The organism is Paenibacillus sp. FSL R7-0128, from assembly GCF_038002245.1.
Lineage (GTDB): Bacteria > Bacillota > Bacilli > Paenibacillales > Paenibacillaceae > Paenibacillus_AQ > Paenibacillus_AQ silagei.
In genome coordinates, this window is record NZ_JBBOCD010000001.1 from 209023 (window position 1) to 225689 (window position 16667).

16 protein-coding genes are annotated in these 16667 nt (G+C 52.9%); 14 read left to right on the plus strand and 2 right to left on the minus strand.

From position 1 onward, the window contains the following. Positions 1-205: 205 nt before the first annotated feature. A complete protein-coding gene (locus tag NST26_RS00910; RefSeq protein WP_340956652.1) occupies positions 206-2077 on the minus strand; it encodes a glycosyltransferase family 2 protein in 1872 nt (623 codons plus the stop codon). A gap of 231 nt (positions 2078-2308) precedes the next feature. Between NST26_RS00910 and NST26_RS00915 the strand changes: the two genes are divergently transcribed. The 8 genes from NST26_RS00915 to NST26_RS00950 all read left to right on the plus strand — a co-directional run bounded on the left by NST26_RS00915 (position 2309) and on the right by NST26_RS00950 (position 8984). Next, positions 2309-2527: a hypothetical protein gene (locus NST26_RS00915; RefSeq protein WP_036723633.1), complete on the plus strand. Its 219-nt coding sequence runs from the start codon at positions 2309-2311 to the stop codon at positions 2525-2527. Continuing rightward, positions 2524-2949: a peptidylprolyl isomerase gene (locus NST26_RS00920; RefSeq protein WP_036723630.1), complete on the plus strand. Its 426-nt coding sequence runs from the start codon at positions 2524-2526 to the stop codon at positions 2947-2949. Before NST26_RS00915 ends, NST26_RS00920 begins: the two co-directional genes overlap by 4 nt. 96 nt (positions 2950-3045) lie before the next feature. Next, the gene (locus NST26_RS00925) at positions 3046-4659 is read left to right on the plus strand and encodes an ABC transporter substrate-binding protein (protein ID WP_340956650.1); all 1614 of its coding nucleotides are present in this window, start codon (positions 3046-3048) and stop codon (positions 4657-4659) included. An 85-nt stretch (positions 4660-4744) separates the two neighbouring features. Continuing rightward, on the plus strand, positions 4745-5695 hold the full coding sequence (locus NST26_RS00930) for an ABC transporter permease (RefSeq protein ID WP_340956648.1): 951 nt from the start codon (positions 4745-4747) through the stop codon (positions 5693-5695). Between the two features lie 4 nt (positions 5696-5699). Beyond that, positions 5700-6545 (plus strand): ABC transporter permease, encoded by an 846-nt coding sequence (locus tag NST26_RS00935; protein ID WP_340956646.1) that lies wholly within the window; start codon positions 5700-5702, stop codon positions 6543-6545. Positions 6546-6559: 14 nt separating this feature from the next. After that, entirely contained in the window at positions 6560-7570 is a 1011-nt protein-coding gene (locus tag NST26_RS00940; RefSeq protein WP_036723621.1) for an ABC transporter ATP-binding protein, read from the plus strand. Then, on the plus strand, positions 7567-8484 hold the full coding sequence (locus NST26_RS00945) for an ABC transporter ATP-binding protein (RefSeq protein ID WP_339253020.1): 918 nt from the start codon (positions 7567-7569) through the stop codon (positions 8482-8484). The genes NST26_RS00940 and NST26_RS00945 overlap by 4 nt, the downstream gene beginning before the upstream one ends. A gap of 53 nt (positions 8485-8537) precedes the next feature. After that, a complete protein-coding gene (locus NST26_RS00950; protein ID WP_340956643.1) occupies positions 8538-8984 on the plus strand; it encodes a hypothetical protein in 447 nt (148 codons plus the stop codon). Between the two features lie 58 nt (positions 8985-9042). On the opposite strand, the gene NST26_RS00955 is transcribed toward NST26_RS00950, so the two are convergent. Further along, on the minus strand, positions 9043-9882 hold the full coding sequence (locus NST26_RS00955) for an SDR family oxidoreductase (protein WP_339253022.1): 840 nt from the start codon (positions 9880-9882) through the stop codon (positions 9043-9045). 235 nt (positions 9883-10117) lie between these two features. On the opposite strand from NST26_RS00955, the gene NST26_RS00960 reads away from it, so the two are divergent. The 6 genes from NST26_RS00960 (at position 10118) to NST26_RS00985 (ending at position 16628) form a co-directional block, all read left to right on the plus strand. Continuing rightward, positions 10118-11152, plus strand: a complete 1035-nt coding sequence (locus tag NST26_RS00960) for an AI-2E family transporter (protein ID WP_339253024.1) — start codon at positions 10118-10120, stop codon at positions 11150-11152. Positions 11153-11323: 171 nt separating this feature from the next. After that, positions 11324-12340 (plus strand): S66 family peptidase, encoded by a 1017-nt coding sequence (locus tag NST26_RS00965; protein ID WP_340956639.1) that lies wholly within the window; start codon positions 11324-11326, stop codon positions 12338-12340. Positions 12341-12592: 252 nt separating this feature from the next. Then, positions 12593-13477: a DegV family protein gene (locus tag NST26_RS00970; protein ID WP_340956637.1), complete on the plus strand. Its 885-nt coding sequence runs from the start codon at positions 12593-12595 to the stop codon at positions 13475-13477. Between the two features lie 218 nt (positions 13478-13695). Continuing rightward, positions 13696-15615: an AraC family transcriptional regulator gene (locus NST26_RS00975; protein ID WP_340956635.1), complete on the plus strand. Its 1920-nt coding sequence runs from the start codon at positions 13696-13698 to the stop codon at positions 15613-15615. A 48-nt stretch (positions 15616-15663) separates the two neighbouring features. Next, on the plus strand, positions 15664-16221 hold the full coding sequence (locus NST26_RS00980; protein WP_036723603.1) for a hypothetical protein: 558 nt from the start codon (positions 15664-15666) through the stop codon (positions 16219-16221). A 206-nt stretch (positions 16222-16427) separates the two neighbouring features. Then, a complete protein-coding gene (locus NST26_RS00985) occupies positions 16428-16628 on the plus strand; it encodes a hypothetical protein (RefSeq protein ID WP_340956634.1) in 201 nt (66 codons plus the stop codon). Positions 16629-16667 lie beyond the last annotated feature (39 nt).

The following is a 16667-nucleotide window of genomic DNA, read 5'->3' on the forward strand; positions in this document are numbered from 1 at the left end:
GTTATGCCTCCTCTTCTATATATCCTTCTAATAATAGGGAATTATTAGGATGTATTTTACAACCAAAATACGAACTTATGTTCTGTTATTTTAGCATATTTGCCTGCGGACCTATAGTGATATATTTCCTGAAGCTTATTCGCAACAAAAGAAGAAGCTCCGATAAGGAGCTTCCTTCTCTCTTCTTATGACTTAGCCCTCCGCCTTATTCGCTCCAACTCACCAGCCGGGGCTTCGGGTCAAGGATAGACTGATACTGCTCCCTCCAGCCGTACTCGGCATCCGGGTCCAGCAGCATATAACGCAGATACTTCTCCAGCCGGAATTCCGGCTTCGACCAGCCAAGATGCTTCAGGCGCAGGTTGCTTAACTGATGGGGCAGCTCGAAGATATTCTCCGGCAGCCGCCCGCAGTGCTGCGGAAGATCATTCCAGGTATAGGTGAAGTCTTCCCGGTAACGGAGCAGGAACGGGCGGTAGCTCTGGTGGGCCTGCCAGTACATATCCTCGCGGTAACTTCCCTCATCCCAGAAGTCGTAGAGCCGGAAACAGAATAAGTCGCAATCTGCTGTCCGCAGCAGGGAGTCAACCTCCTCTGGAAAACAGGACTCGAACAGCTCATCCCCGTCCAGATTAAGAATCCACTCCGGACGGGTTGCAACCACCGCCTCCCACTGCTGCTTGCGCAGCTCTGATTCATTATGGAAGCGGGAGACAGGATTCTGTATCAGGTGGAGCGGAATCCCCTCAAGAGCCTCCCGGCAGATATCGGCTGTATCATCGGTGCTTGCGTCGTCGATAATGACGGCCTCATCAATATACTTGCGGTGCTCCTCAAGCACCTGGCGCAGGAATCTGGTGCCTTCGTTCTTGACGATCATCGTGAGGGTCAGCTTGGGCCGGCGGGAAGCAGGGACTGCCGGGATGACGGGGGACGCTGCAGAAGCGGATTGAGGCTTCTGCAGACTTGCTCCTCCGTCCCTGCCTGTGCTGGCTCCTTCTGCCGTCTCGCCTGCGTCAGCAGGCAGAGGCTCCTTGGACAAGCGCTGCCGGGCTTCGGCTTCGGTCCACAGCACATCCCACTGCGCTGCTGCCTCTTGTACTCTTTTGTCAGCAGGGGACGGAGCTATCTCTGCATGGCCCGGCAGATCAGCAGCGGCTGCTGTATCGCCGTCCTCCGGGACCGCTGCTTCAGTCCGGGCTCCGTATGCTTCATTGTCATCCCCGGTCCCGGGCACCCCTTCTGCTATAGGAGCAGCTTCCGCGCCCGAGGTGTGCCGGATGAACTCCGCGACCAGATCCAGATCACTGTCTCTGTAGAGGTGCAGCGCAGGGAAGTGGGTATCCACGAAGAGCGGAAGGCCGAGGGCCGCTGCACGGATGCAGAAATGACGGTCCTCTCCCCAGTAGGAGATGTTGTGTACCCGATCATAGCTGATCCCGGAGCTGAGGGCTGAGCTGCTGATCAGCGTGCAGGCGCCAAGTCCGCCAACCTCATAGATTCCAGGCTGCTGCATCTTCAGCAAAAAAGCATGGAAACGGCGCTGAATCTCCTCCGGCGAGAGCTGCTCCCCCGGATGAATCTCCCACTGGTTGTATTCGTCATGCATCCATACCTGCGGCTGCAGCAGTGTATTCGGCTGCCACTGTGTCCAGAAAATCTCGGAGATAATATCCTTGCCTGTACCGATCAGATGCAGCAGCGTATCCGGGTGCAGAATGAGGTCGGAATCAATCAGGAACAGGTAGTCATAGCCGAAGGCCTCCGCCCGCCGGATCATCAGATTCTTGAATCCGGCCACCTTCCAGACCAGATTGGAATGCCAGACATGAGTATGCTCATCTCGGATATAGTCATCATGGTAGCCGGAGGATTGCAGGAAGACGGATCTGCCGTTCCGGGCGAACTGCTGCAGCAGCTGGCTTGCGGCTTCATCCGGGTTATCGTCAATTAGATAGAAATCAAGATCGATATCCTTCAGGTTCAGACGCAGCAGAGAGTTCAGGAATTGCTCCAGGATCGCCGGTTTTTGATGGATCGGGCTGCCCAGCAGCACCCGGGTTCTATTCGGATTCATAGCAGCCACTCCAGAATAAGGTCAACATGATAGAACATCCCCTTGGATTCGCAAATAGTTGATATAAATTATATGTATTCGATATTTTTAGAGAAGTACCAGACTTTCCCCATTTCCCCGAAATAATCACCTGCATGTATAGAAGAGAGCCGTATTGCCGTTTGCCCTGAGCTATTGTACAATACCGCTAATATATATAATCCCCGGAAGAGGGCTGGCAGGAGTGAGAGGATGGACAAGCCAACGTTAAAAGTACAGCAATTGATCAATGTCCTCCTGGCGATGAATCCGCGCGCTGAGGTGTTCCTGCATATGGAGGGCGGAGAGCTTAGGCCGCTCGTGGACGAGGATATCGAGGAGATTTATGCGCCGCTGCATGCTGCCAAGACGGCCGTCTATATCGGTGTACCGGCAGACACTGCAGCCCGTGTAGAGGAGGAGGCGCCATGAAGCAGGCTCTGATCCGTCTGGAGCAGGGACCGGAGGTTCGGCTGGAGCTGTTCGATCAGGAAGCGCCGGGAACCGTAGCCAATTTTGAAAAGCTTGCGAACAGCGGCTTTTACAACGGTCTGGCCTTTCAGCGTGTGGTTCGCGGCTTTGTTGCCCAGGGCGGCTGCCCGGACGGCAACGGCAGAGGCGGCACAGATCCCATTCCCTGTGAGACGCAGGGGAATCCCCATAAGCATGTGCGCGGGGCGCTGTCTATGGCGCATTTTGGACCAGGCACGGGGTCCTGCCAGTTTTTTATCTGTTATGATACGTTCGATTATCTGGACGGCTGGCATACGGTATTCGGCAGGGTTACGGAAGGAATGGAGCATGTCGATGCCCTGCGGCGCGGAGCGGTCATGCAGGAGGTCCGCGTCTGGTAAAGCCCATGGTAAATTCATACATTGTAATTCCTAGTATTCCGATATATAATGACTCAACAACGAGCGGGAATGCTCATAGACATGGAGGAAGAGACAATGCGTAAAGGGATAACAGGGGTTGCTATTCTACTATTATTAACACTGATGATCAGTGCATGTTCGAGTGGGAATAACGCTTCATCTACCAATGCCGCACAGACACCGGCTGCATCGCAAGAGCCTGCTGCCGGCGAACCGAAGGATGGAGGCAGTCTGATTATAGGGGTCGCTTCCGACCCGGTAGTGCTGAATCCGAACTATGCGGGTGACCGTGTCAGCCTGACCATTGACCAGGCCCTGTATGCTCCGCTGTTCCAGGTGAACAACGGCAAGAAGACCTTCTACCTGGCAGACAGCCTGACACCGTCAAGCGATAATCTGACGTATACATTGAAGCTTAAGGATGGATTGACCTGGCATGATGGAGAGAAGCTGACGGCGGATGATGTGGTATTCACCATCGACAGCATTCTTGATGAGAAGCAGAACAGCTTCCTGCGTGCCAACTTCCTGATTGGCGACAAAGCGATTAAGGCTGTCAAGGTCGATGACCTGACTGTGGAGTTCAAGCTGCCGCAGGTCAGCCCGGCTTTTGAAGCCACGCTGGTACAGGTATTCCCGATTCCGAAGCACATTTACGAGAATGAGACCAACATTGAGAAGAGCACGAAGAACGCTTCTCCTGTCGGCTCCGGTCCCTTCAAGTTCAAGGAATACAAGGCCGGCGAGTATCTGACGCTGGAACGCTTCGACAACTACTTCGGGGGCAAGCCGCATCTGGATTCGGTCACTTACCGGATTGCCAAGGATACCAATGCTGCGAATCTGGCTCTGCAGAACGGCGAGATTAATGTACAGTATCTGGACCCGAAGGATGTTCCTACGATTCAAGCGACGAATAATTTTGAGATTCTCCCGTATAGCGAAGGCCGCCTCGCTTATCTGATGTTCAATGCGAACAGCGATACCGGTGCCCTCGCCAAAAAAGAAGTCCGGCAAGCCCTGTCTTTGGCCCTCAGCCGCGACGAGCTGATTCAGACGGCGTACACTTCCAGCGAATATGCTGATCCGGCAAAGTCTTTCCTGACTCCGGATGCACTGTACTTCACCAACGATGTCCCTACCTTTGACAATGATGCTGCCAAGGCGAAGGAACTGCTGGCCACTGCCGGTGAGAGCAACCTGAAGCTCCGGTATATCGTACAGAGCGGTAACAAGGCGCAGGAAGCCATCTCGCTGTATGTGCAGCAGAAGCTGAAGGCAATCGGCGTAGAGGTTGAATTGCAGAACATGGATTCCTCGGCCTGGGTGCAGAAATTCATTGATCTGAAGGCGACCGACTATGAGCTGGCTCTGACCGGCTATATCATGGGCTATGATCCGGATGCGTACCGTATCCTGTTCACTACGGACAGCTCGTCCAACTACTCGCATTATTCCAACAGTGAAGTCGATAAGCTGATGAATGACGGTGCAGGCGAAGCAGATCCGGCTAAGCGTGCAGAGATCTACAAGAAAGCACAGGAGCTGGTAGCCGAGGATGCACCGATCTATCCGATCGCTTATACGAAGACTGTTGTAGCTGTCTCTAAGAACTACGGCGGAGTTGATGAGGCTGTCCTGAAGCCAGTCGTTATCTTCGAAGACCTGTCCAAGATCTACAAGAAATAATCTGCCTCACAAAATAAGCAAGGCAAAAAAATAAGCTGGTTCTCCCAGCTTATTTTTGCCTGTTAAGAGCTGGGAGAAGCTGCGTATGAGACAACTCATCGTCCGAAGGTTGCTGCAAACATTGCCGATGCTGTTTTTTGTATCGGTGGTCTGTTTTACCATGATTAAGCTGGCTCCGGGAGATCCGGTGCTGTCTTTCGTGACGCCCAATATGCACGCTGATGATATTGAGCGCATCCGTCATAATCTGGGGCTGGATAAGCCTGCTTATATCCAATATTTCATCTGGATCAAAGAGATGGTCCAGGGCAATTTCGGGTACTCGCTGGTCAATCACCAGCCTGTGCTGGATCAGATTCTGGACCGCCTCCCCGCAACTGCAGGTCTGATGGGCAGCGCCATTGCCCTGGCCGTCCTTCTGGCCATTCCGCTGGGCCTCGTGGCCGGTGCGAACCGCAACCGCTGGGTAGACAAGCTAATCAATTTTATCGCTTATATCGGCATCTCCATCCCCTTATTCTGGCTGGCTATCCTGCTGATGTATCTGTTCGCGATCAAGCTGCACCTGCTTCCAAGCATGGGGATGCGCACCATTGGTGTGGAATCGCCGATTGATGTGCTGAAGCACGGGATATTGCCGTGTACGGTGCTGGCCTTCAGTTTCCTGTCCGGGTATGTGCGCTATATCCGCTCCAGCACGATCGGACAGCTTAAGGAGGAGTATGTGCAGATCCAGTACGCTTTTGGCTCGAAGAAATCCACCATCCTGTTCCGGCATGTGCTGAAGCATGTACTGCTGCCGGTGATCACGCTGATCGGTATGTCGATGGGAGATCTGGTGGCTGGGGCGATTGTTACGGAAACGGTGTTCTCTTGGCCGGGGATCGGCTCCCTGGGGATGACGGCGGTGAAGGGGATGGATTATCCTGTCATTATGGGGATTACCCTGTTCTCTTCCTTAATGCTGATCTTCGGTAATCTGGTGGCAGATATTCTCTACAGCGTTGTCGATCCAAGAATCAAACTGAAGGGGTGACCTCATGAATCGCAGTAAATGGAAAAATCTGAAGTCCGAGCTGTTTACGAACGGTCTGGGTGTCGCTGCTCTTGTCATATTGCTGGTGTTTACACTGGGGGCGGTCTTTGCCTTCCTGTCCGGTCATGATCCGAATGCCATGGATGCCATGGCCCGCCTGACGAAGCCCGGCGCCGCGCATCTGTTCGGCACCGATGATTATGGCCGCGACTATCTGTCCAGAGCCTTATACGGAGGCCGGGTCTCGCTGCTGGTCGGGTTTGCCTCCATGGTCGTAGCAACCTTTGTGGGCGTGCTGGTTGGGGTGATTAGCGGATATTTCGGCGGCTGGATCGATAATCTGCTGATGCGGATGCTGGATATTATCATGTCGATCCCGTCCTTTCTGATCCTGCTGCTGCTCAGCGTCTATCTGAAGCCGAGCATCGGCAATCTAATCATTATTATTGCTCTCTTGATGTGGATGAATGTGGCACGTGTCGTCCGCGCGGAGACCCTGACAATCAAGGAACGGGAGTACGTGCTATATGCCAAAGCCTCGGGACAGAGTGCCTTCGGAATGATCTGGCGGCATATTCTTCCGGGGCTGATACCGGTGATTATTGTAGGTGCGACGAATAATATTGCCTCGGCCATTATGATGGAATCGTCGCTCAGCTTCCTCGGCTTCGGGGTACAACCGCCGAATGCCACATGGGGGAGTATGCTGAACAGCGCACAAGGGTATATTGCCCAGGCGCCTTATCTGGCGCTGTTCCCCGGGCTGATGATCCTGTTTACGGTGCTGAGCTTTAATGTGCTGGGAGATATTTTGCGGGTCGGCTTTGAACCTAAGCTGATCCGAAGATAGGAGGGCTTAACATCATGACTGAACGGCTGCTGACTGTTGAGAATTTACAGGTATCCTTCGCTACCCGGGACGGGGAGAATCAGGCCGTCCGTGGCGTTAGCTTCCATATTGATGCGGGTGAGACCGTAGGCATTGTCGGGGAATCCGGCAGCGGCAAAAGCGTTACAGCCAAGGCGGTCATGTCACTGATCACACCGCCGGGCCATATGACTGCCGGGAAGCTGGAATTCCGCGGCAAGAGCCTGAAGGGGCTTACGGAGAAGCAGTGGCGGTCCTTACGGGGCAACCGGATTGCGATGGTCTTCCAAGACCCGATGACCTCGCTGAATCCGGTCAAGCGAATCGGCCAGCAATTGACAGAGGTTATCCGCAGACACCGGGGACTGGATAAAGCGGCGGCGTATACCGAAGCGGCGGAGCTTCTCCGCCAGGTCGGCATCCGTGATCCGGAGCAGCGGCTGAAGCAATATCCCCATGAATTTAGCGGAGGGATGCGCCAGCGGGTGATGATCGCGATGGCGCTCTCCTGCCGCCCGGAGCTGCTGATTGCCGATGAGCCTACCACCGCGCTGGATGCGACCATCCAGGCGCAGATCCTCGATCTGTTCAAAGAGCTGAAGGAACGGGGAGATACAGCTGTTGCGCTTATTACTCATGATCTGGGAGTGGTAGCCCAGGTCTGCACGCGCGTCATTGTCATGTATGGCGGACTGGTGATGGAGGAGGGGACGGTGCAGGATATCTTCTACCGGCCTCAGCATCCGTATACGCAGGGCTTGCTGCGTTCCATACCGAAGCGCGGTGGCGGTGAACGTGAGCGGCTGATTCCGATCGAGGGCACACCGCCCGATCTGCTGAATCCCCCGCCCGGCTGCCCGTTCATGGACCGTTGTCCGCATGCCTTCGCCCGCTGCAGTGAACGTCCTCCGGTAGTCGAGTTTGCACCGGGGCACCGCTCGATGTGCTGGCTGACCGAAGGTACAGAAGAGAAGACGGCAGTTACAGCGGGGAGGGATTTCACTTGAGTGAGCGCAAGGTGCTTGTGGAGGTTAGCAATCTGAAGAAGCATTTCCCGAAGGGCAAGGATTTGCGCGGACGGGATAAGGGCGTACTTAAGGCTGTGGATGGGGTCAGCTTCCAGATCCGTCAGGGCGAGACCTTCGGACTGGTTGGTGAATCCGGGAGCGGCAAGTCCACGGTCGGACGCTGTCTGCTCCGTCTGTACGATTATACAGACGGCGAGGTGTTCTACGACGGGAAGCCGCTTGGCAAGCTGGGCGAGAAAGGGCTGAAGCCCTTCCGCAGGCGGATTCAATCGATTTTCCAGGACCCGTATTCCTCGCTTAATCCAAGCCTGAACGTACTGGAGCTGATCAGTGAGCCGATGCGGATTCACGGTCTCTATCCGGGCGAAGAGCGCAAGGAAGCGGTGGCAGAGCTGCTGGAGAAGGTGGGGCTGAAGCGGGAGCATCTGTACCGCTTCCCCCATGAATTCAGCGGCGGGCAACGCCAGCGGATCTCCATTGCACGGGCGCTGTCGGTCCGGCCTGAGTTCGTCGTCTGCGATGAGCCCATCTCTGCGCTGGATGTCTCTGTCCAGGCTCAGGTCGTTAATATGCTGGAGGATCTGCAAGCCGAGTTCGGACTGACCTATCTGTTCATCGCCCATGATCTGTCGATGGTCCGCCATATTGCTGACCGGATCGGCGTGATGTACGGCGGCCGGCTGGTGGAGGTTGCTCCAAGCGATGAGCTGTACGATAATCCGCTCCACCCCTACACCAGAGCCCTGCTGTCCTCCATTCTGGAGACAGACCCGATGAAGGCCAGCCGCAGAATCCAGCTGGAGGCTTACCCGGCTACGCGCGGGACAGAGGAAGCCGCTGCACTGCGGGAAGTGAGTCCCGGACATTATGTGGCCGGGGAATATGCAGACTAATATTATGAACGAATCTTAGAAGATACACATCTGTGAATCAAGGAGGAGATACAATGACAATACCGACTAGCAAGGTCAAGCTATCACAATGGGATGCCCTTCTGCTGGAATCGCTGCGCGCGCTGTCCGGATCTGACGAAGAGCTGCTGCGCAGAGTCAGCGAAGGGGATCTGCCGGCCGATGAGAGTAAATACGAGTTCGATTACGGGCAGTTGTCTGCCCTTGCAGAGGAACAGCCGGAGGGATTCCGCCGGGCCGTTCTGGAAGGCTACCAGATTAAATACAATACCATCCGCGGAATCCGCAGCTGGATAGAGGTTGCGCTGGGTATTGAAGCGAAGCTGGAGCTTGCGGAGGGGCAGGAAGCGGTGGAAGCGGAATTAACGGAGGCTGAACGCGAACGGTTAGAGGATGTATTGTCTTACGGCTGGGCGGTCACTGGCGGGCCTGCTGGAGACGGCAGTACCGGAACGTACCGGATTGAGCCGATTCAGCGCTAGCATCTGATAAGGGAAAGCCAAAGACAGCCGCTCCTGGAATGGGAGCGGCTGTTTACATTTACATATTCAACTGAATTCTGCGCGTGCTTAGTACGCCTTCCAGTCCGGTAGGGTCAGTGCTGACCTTGCGGGCCACGAAGGCTTCGGCCCGCTCCGAGGTGCGCAGGCGCAGCGGCTTGGTCTCAAGCTGTACCAGCTCCCACATCACATCCGCAACAGAGTCTGCCGTCTGCGGCTCCACATTGCGCTCCAGGAAGGTCGCTCTATAAGCATCCAGAATCGGCTTGTACTCGTCTTCCAGAACGCCGCCGGTGCTGGCGACATGCCCCATGACGGTTGAATTGAACTCAGTAGCAATCGCTCCTGGCTCCAGCAGGGTGATATCGATATTGAACTGCGGCTTGTAATAGGTGGCCAGACTCTCCAGCAGCCCTTCCACTGCGAATTTGCTGGCGCAGTAGACCTCATTCATCGGTTGCCCGACCAGTCCGCCGACACTGGAGGTCGCCACAATCTGGGCGTAGCCAGTCTTTTGCAGCAGCGGCAGTGCAGCCCGGATCGTATGCATGACCCCGTACACGTTGGTATTGAAGACATCCTCGATCTCAGGGAACGGTGCCTGCCCAAGCGCTCTCAGATATCCGAATCCGGCATTACAGAATAATAGATCCAGCTTGCCTTGCTCTGCTTCTATCCGGTCTATAACCTGCTGAATACTCTCCGGCTGTGTCACCTCCAGCTCAACGAACTGCAGACCCTCCACATTCTGGTACAGCTCCTGTTCACGCTTCAGATGGCGGGTTCCGGCATAGACCGTCCAGCCCTCATGGGCGAACTTCAGTGCAGTGGCAAGGCCGATGCCGGAGGATGCTCCGGTGATACAGATTACTTTGTTCATACCAGCTTTCGCCTCCATTAGTTTGAACTTCATTGATTTGGACCTGTTGAAAAAGGTATATATGTTCCAGTTTTGCCCACATTATAGCATATAGCAATAGAGCTTCCTGTAAATCGACATAAAGTTCGCGGTTTCGCGGGAATTGGGCGATGCCAAAGTTGCTATATTTGTTTTCAGTACGGTACACTATAATAAAAATCTTATCTGCCAGCGAATGGAGAGGAACAAGGGAACAATGGAAGTATTCAAGCGTTATGTCGCCAATTTAACAGTCCGGCGCTTCTTGATTCTGGGATTGATTGGACTGCTGCTGTACAGTATCAGAGATATGCTGAATCTGGTGCTGCTGACCTTCCTGATCGCTTATGTGATGAACAGCTTTCAGGTGCTATTAAGCAAGCGGATCGGCAAATTTGTGAAGGTGAACAGCAAGGTCATCATCATTATACTGTATGTGGCGCTGATCAGCATGATCGTCATGGCACTCGTCAAATATATGCCCAAGGTATTCTCACAGATCAAGCAGTTAACCACTTTTCTCGGCACGCTGACCTCCGATGATATTCCGCAGAATGAAATTATGCAGTACTTGTTCCGAAAGGTCAGGGAGCTCAATTATCAGAGCTATTTGAATCAGGGGATCGAATATGTCTTCAAAATCAGCAACTGGGGCACCACCTTCGTCCTGTCCACGATTCTAAGCCTTGTCTTCATTCTGGAGAAGAACCGGATCGTCAGCTTCACCTCCCGTTTGAGAGACAGCAAGATCTCCTGGTTCTATGTGGAGCTGGAGTATTTCGGCAGAAAATTCATCTCCTCCTTCGGCAAGGTCATTGAAGCACAGATTCTGATTGCGCTGTTCAATACTTTGTTTACCGTGGTCGGGCTGTGGGTGCTTGGTTTCTTTTTCGAGCCATTCCCGTATCTGTTCGCCCTCTCCATTATGATCTTCATGCTCAGCTTGATTCCGGTCGTCGGCTTTGTCATTTCGCTGATTCCGCTGTGCATTATCGGTTATAACACGGGTGGACTGATGCTGACGGTCAACATTCTGGTGATGATTGCCCTGTTACATGTCATAGAGGGCTACTTCCTCAACCCGAAGCTGATGTCCTCCAAAATGAACCTGCCGATGTTCTACACGCTCGTAGTGCTTTTGTTCTCCGAGCATTATATCGGGGTATGGGGACTGATTCTCGGGATTCCAATCTTCGTCTTTTTCCTGGATATTCTGGATATCAGCCGGGACAATAAGCCTTCACTGGAATGACGCAGCCAATGATATAATCCGTAGTACGCATAGGGCGATATTCAACCTGCTCAAGGTTCGGGTATCGCCTTTTTTATAGAATTTATATGTTTTGGGGTCCCCGCAAAGTACCTGAGTCATCATCGAAGCTAAAGCCCCACTTGGTGGGGTTACCTTAGGAGGAATAACCGGATGATCAGATATCCCGTATTAGAAGCAGAAGCTGTTATTGGTGTAACTGCACCCTCATCAGGAGTGGGGGAGGAGCTTCGTGAACTGCTTGAGCTGGCTGTAGAACGGCTGCAAAAAAGAGGGTACGGCGTAGTCTGCGGACCCACAGCATGGACACAGGAAAAGGCTAAATCGGCTCCGGCTGCTGTACGTGCCGCTGAATTCAACGCGATGATGGCCGATGAGTCCATCGGACTCGTCGTGCCTCCCTGGGGCGGGGAGCTGCTGATTGAGATGCTGGAGCAGGTGGATTTCAGCAAGATGAAGTGTAAATGGATTCTCGGGTATTCCGATATCAGTGTGCTGCTGCTGGCTGTCACGCTGAAGACGGGGATTGCCACTGCTCATGGCACGAACTTCATTGATCTCCGGGGAGAAGAGACAGACCCGACAACCGCCATGTGGGACAAGGTGTTGTTTACGTCAAGCGGTGGTTCTGTACTCCAGCAATCCTCACAGCAGTATCAGCTGGAATGGGGAGGCGGCAAGCCGTCGCCCCATGTGTTCAACCTGACAGAAGCGACTAGCTGGAAGACGGTGGGGAATCAAAAAGTGACGATGCAGGGCCGCTTGCTGGGCGGCTGCATTGACGTTATCCGGCATCTGATCGGGACGCCGTATGGAGAGGTCCGGCATTTCCAGCAGCACTATATCCATAATGAGCCGATTGTGTGGTACTTAGAGAACTGTGAGCTGTCCGTGACCGACCTGCGCCGCTCCCTGGTGCAGATGAAGCTGGCGGGCTGGTTCGAGCATTGCAGCGGACTTATGTTCGGCCGCAGCGCGGCTAACCGCCCTATGGACGGGTACACCGTAGAGGATGTCTACCAGGAGCTGGCCGATGAGCTGGGCCTGCCAGTCGCATACGATATCGACTGCGGACATCTGCCGCCGCAGGTTACTTTGGTGAACGGTGCTTTTGCAGAGGTGGTGGTTGGTGCAGGTAAGGGAAAGGTGACGCAGTACTTCCGGAAGTAGAGGAACTTAGTAGGATGCTCGTACGAACTCTATTTTCCGCTTTTTCTCATACCATAATCAAACCTCTCTTAAACAGGTATATTCGTCATATATAATGTGAATTTATGTCGAATTTAGTTGAAAAAAAGTGCTGGAATTATGCAAGGATCGCTCTACGCATGCCTGGCTTCCTGTATAATTTACGAATATACAGACAGCCATAGCTGCCGATTCCTGATCGCAGTGAATTCCTCACGAAAGAGAGTAATGACTATGAAATCCATCGCCTGGGTGACTGACAGCACCAGCACCATTGATTCTGAATTCGCTATGAATAACCATGTGTATATCGTCCCCCTCCGTCTAATCGTCAATAATGAATGTTATAGAGAAAATATAGATATTAACGCTGATCAGTTCTATGACAAAATGCGTCAGCATGACAAGGTAGGCAGCTCCCAGCCGCCGATTGGCGAGTTCGTGGAATTATACGAGCGTCTGAAGGAAGAGTATGACGAGATTATTGCGATCCATTGTTCCTCCGAGCTTAGCGGGACCTTCAACACCTCGATGCAGGCGGCAGACATTGCTGGAGTGAATGTAATTGGTATCGATTCCAAAGTAGGCGCATACCCCATCCGTGAGATGCTACTGCGCGGTATGCACTGGCAGCAGGCAGGCTGCTCTGCACAGGAGATCAAGAACAGAATTGATAATATAATCGAGGAAATGTCCTTCTATATCATCCCCGCCAGCCTGAGCCAGCTGCACCGCAGCGGGCGGCTCTCCGGCTCCCAGTTCCTGCTGGGCCAGCTGATGCGGATTCATCTGCTTCTGCGGTTCGATGAGGGCAAAATTGTCGTTGTTGATAAAATCCGCACCTTCAAGAAGACGAAGCAAAAGCTGCTGGAGACCATCCAGGAGGAAATCGGCCGCTTCCAGGATATATGTATTATGCACGCGAACAATAAAGAAGAAGCGCTGAGCCTGGAGTGGGCCATTAAGGCCATGTCCCCTTCGGTGCGTACAGAGATTATGACCTTTGTCCCGGTGGTAGGTGCTCATATGGGCGAGGGAACACTGGCGCTGTCTTGGATTAACCGTACGGCATTGAATAGTATTGATGCTGAGGATGAAGTGCTGGAGTCTGTACTCTAGGCTGATTTGCGCCAGGTTTAACTGCCGCTCCCGTCCCTAATGAACCTGATAGACGCTTGGACTTCCGCATGTGGGAGGCAAGCGTCTTTTTGCTTTTGAGAAGACTCCGGTCAACCCGTGTTGACAGTACGAATCCTATTCGTTATGGTGATTAAAAACAGGATTCAATTGAGAATGATTATCTGTTAGATCATTTAGGGGGAGCTTGCGAATCAGCTATGGATGCTCTGAGAATTATACAATTGTGGAATCAGGTGACGGTGCGCGTGCTTGATGTGCGGCTGAAGCAGGCCGGAACCGGCGGGGATTTGAAGCAGTACCGCTTACCGGCGAGCGCATTTTTATTTGTTTTCCAAGGACAGGGTGAGTTGTGGGTTGACGATGAGGTATGGCTATGCGACCGTTTTTACGTGCTGCACGCCGGTAAAGGTGCTCAGGTGACGATCCGGAGCCAGGAAGCACTAAGCGTATATATCGTACTGTACAAAGCTTCGCTGCCCGCTTCGGCCTCGTATGAATTTCATAGGATGATGCATGAATCCGACCCGTTTCTGGACAACTGGGGCTTCCCGCCCGTTGAACCGCTGGCTATGTTAGAGCTGCTTCAGACAATATGCGGCAGTTGGCTTCAATTGGATGACGGATTGACCCGGCTGTCGGTCAAGGGAGATTTCATCCGCTTCGTCCACGCAGTTCTAAGCGAGCGCTTGTTCAGACCCGGTGAGCTATCCTTGTCAGAGCAGGTCATCCGGTATTTGTCCAGAAATTACCGTAAGCACATCTCGCTAGAGGAGCTAGCGCGGCAACTGAATTACAGCCAGCAGTACATTTCGAGAAAATGTAAAGAACAGACAGGACTCAGTCCGCTGGATTATGTTATCCGTTTCCGGATGGAGGAAGCGAAGAATCTGCTGGCCGGTACGATGGCAACACAACAGGAGATTGCAACCCATGTCGGTTATCCAGATCTTATGTATTTCAACCGCATGTTCAAGAAATATACCGGCATAACGCCAGGCCAATATCGTAAACGATACGGACAGTCCGTTTCAGATTATGCAAGGAATAGGTCACAATCGTCCGTTGTTCCAAGCCGGTCATTACGCTATCCTTTTCATGTGAGTGATATTGATTATCAATTTCAATGGAATGAGGCGAATAGAATGACCAGAGCAACCAGAAGCTTGTATGCAGTGATGCTGTTATGCTTAACCGTTATGTTAACGGCTTGCGCTGGGCCGGTGAACAACGGGAGCGCAACGCACAGCCAGGTTGCCGTCAGCGCTTCTCCAACCGTAACCGGGGCTAAGGCCTCTTCGGGGACCAAGATGGTTAGTACCGCTTTTGGCGATGTCGAGGTTCCTGAGCACCCTCAGCGCATAGCGGCAATCTCTTATCTCGGTACTGTACTTGCGCTGGATGTTCAGCCGGTTGCAGCCGAATCGTTCCTGATGTCGAGCCCGTACCTGGAGGGAATGCTGGATGTTGTGACGGATGTCGGCGACTCGCTTGAGAAGCTGCTGGAGCTGAATCCGGATTTGATCATAACGCATAATCCACAGCCTGAGGTAGTTGAGAAATATCAGAAGATTGCGCCAACGGTATCTGTGCCTTACAATCAGTTCGCATCCATTCAGGATGAGATGCTGTATTTCGGCAATTTGCTGGACCGGCGCGAGGCCGCGGAGCAATGGAACGAACAATTCGAGAAGGAAATTGCAGACATTCGGGCGAAGGTTAAACAAGCGGTTCCTGAAGGGAAGACGCTTTCGATTATGCAGGAGTATGACGGAAACGTGAGCCTGTTTGGTCCGAAGTCGGGTCGGGGCGGCCGGCTGATGTATGAAATCATGGGGCTGAAGCCGCCGGCTGCCGTTCCCGGATATATGCTGGAGGAATCCTATTACGAATTTTCACTGGAGAAGCTTTCAGAGTACATGGGGGATTATTTAATTCTGACTACAGAGTCCAGTTTAGAATCGTTGCAGGCTGATCCGATATGGGGGTCGCTGGGCCCCGTTGCCCACAATCGGGTGTTTATATGGACGGAGAACCAATCCTGGTACCGTGACCCGATCGCTGTGAAGAGTCAAATCAACGAACTGACCGACTGGATCATCGAGGTAGCTAGCCGGTAAGGATTTAGAATTGGGTTGACATAAGCTACGCTGGGAGGGAGCGGAACGATGTTCTTATATCATTATTATGATGCATCTGTGGGTCCGTTTGTTAGCCTATCTGATTTGCCGGGCGATCAGGCGAGGGCCGTGCTGGAGACGATTAAGCAGACCAAGCCCAAGGCCCAGAGCGCCCAAAGACATGATAAGTATGTGGAATATCGGCGGAACTGCGAGAGCATCATCCGGGCGGAATTTATACGTAAGGGCGGTGTGGTCCAGCGGTCCTCCCCGCATTATATGGTAGTTGAACACAGTCCGTGGCTAAGCACATGGTTCGAGAATGGCGCATCGCTCAAGATTCCGATTGAGGAATTTGATGTGAACACGATTTCTTTTACCTATGGGGACTCCATGCCCACCTTCAGCCCGCTGATTAACGATGGCAAAGAGTACAGGCACACTCTGTATACCTATCCCGAGATTGTGAGCATCATTGACAAGTACGGGTTACCGCAGAATTGGAACAATGACGGAAAGTACGGTCCGGAGCGGTACGTCGAAGCGCATGTCTGGAGCGATGGGGCGGTTGGCCGGTATCTGAGTGAGCGGAGCTGGGCCCGATAATATGGTATCGAAATAACCAGAAAACGGCTGGATCAGGGGAACCTGACCAGCCGTTTTTAATGGAATAGTATTATTATCAAGACTTCAATCTAAATGATAACAGAATTCAAATGAATAGTCTAGTAATTTTTGGGCGAGATGTTAACATAAGGTTACCGGTAAAACAAAATGTGAGTGCGCACTGTTACATGAAATGGAGTCTGCAAATGAAGGGTTTAGACTTGAGCGAGGAGTTCTATTGGGAGATTGTGAGGCCGCTGATCGCCAGACGTTTCCCGCAACTAATGGAGAAGCATGCTGCCGGATTGATTGGATATGGCTCGGATGTTCTAGGGCATGATGACGACTTATCAAGAGATCATGAATGGGGAGCCAGATGCTACATTTGGCTGCAGGACTCGGACTAAGATCAATATGCTGTAACCCTCGATCAAGCGTTGGATGAA

What these genes read in the sequence shown, in the direction of transcription:
- NST26_RS00910 (WP_340956652.1), bottom strand. Translation starts at nt 2,077, where the DNA reads ATGAATCCGAATAGAACCCGGGTGCTGCTGGGCAGCCCGATCCATCAA.
- NST26_RS00915 (WP_036723633.1), top strand. Translation starts at nt 2,309, where the DNA reads ATGGACAAGCCAACGTTAAAAGTACAGCAATTGATCAATGTCCTCCTG.
- NST26_RS00920 (WP_036723630.1), top strand. Translation starts at nt 2,524, where the DNA reads ATGAAGCAGGCTCTGATCCGTCTGGAGCAGGGACCGGAGGTTCGGCTG.
- NST26_RS00925 (WP_340956650.1), top strand. Translation starts at nt 3,046, where the DNA reads ATGCGTAAAGGGATAACAGGGGTTGCTATTCTACTATTATTAACACTG.
- NST26_RS00930 (WP_340956648.1), top strand. Translation starts at nt 4,745, where the DNA reads ATGAGACAACTCATCGTCCGAAGGTTGCTGCAAACATTGCCGATGCTG.
- NST26_RS00935 (WP_340956646.1), top strand. Translation starts at nt 5,700, where the DNA reads ATGAATCGCAGTAAATGGAAAAATCTGAAGTCCGAGCTGTTTACGAAC.
- NST26_RS00940 (WP_036723621.1), top strand. Translation starts at nt 6,560, where the DNA reads ATGACTGAACGGCTGCTGACTGTTGAGAATTTACAGGTATCCTTCGCT.
- NST26_RS00950 (WP_340956643.1), top strand. Translation starts at nt 8,538, where the DNA reads ATGACAATACCGACTAGCAAGGTCAAGCTATCACAATGGGATGCCCTT.
- NST26_RS00955 (WP_339253022.1), bottom strand. Translation starts at nt 9,882, where the DNA reads ATGAACAAAGTAATCTGTATCACCGGAGCATCCTCCGGCATCGGCCTT.
- NST26_RS00960 (WP_339253024.1), top strand. Translation starts at nt 10,118, where the DNA reads ATGGAAGTATTCAAGCGTTATGTCGCCAATTTAACAGTCCGGCGCTTC.
- NST26_RS00965 (WP_340956639.1), top strand. Translation starts at nt 11,324, where the DNA reads ATGATCAGATATCCCGTATTAGAAGCAGAAGCTGTTATTGGTGTAACT.
- NST26_RS00970 (WP_340956637.1), top strand. Translation starts at nt 12,593, where the DNA reads ATGAAATCCATCGCCTGGGTGACTGACAGCACCAGCACCATTGATTCT.
- NST26_RS00975 (WP_340956635.1), top strand. Translation starts at nt 13,696, where the DNA reads ATGGATGCTCTGAGAATTATACAATTGTGGAATCAGGTGACGGTGCGC.
- NST26_RS00980 (WP_036723603.1), top strand. Translation starts at nt 15,664, where the DNA reads ATGTTCTTATATCATTATTATGATGCATCTGTGGGTCCGTTTGTTAGC.
- NST26_RS00985 (WP_340956634.1), top strand. Translation starts at nt 16,428, where the DNA reads ATGAAGGGTTTAGACTTGAGCGAGGAGTTCTATTGGGAGATTGTGAGG.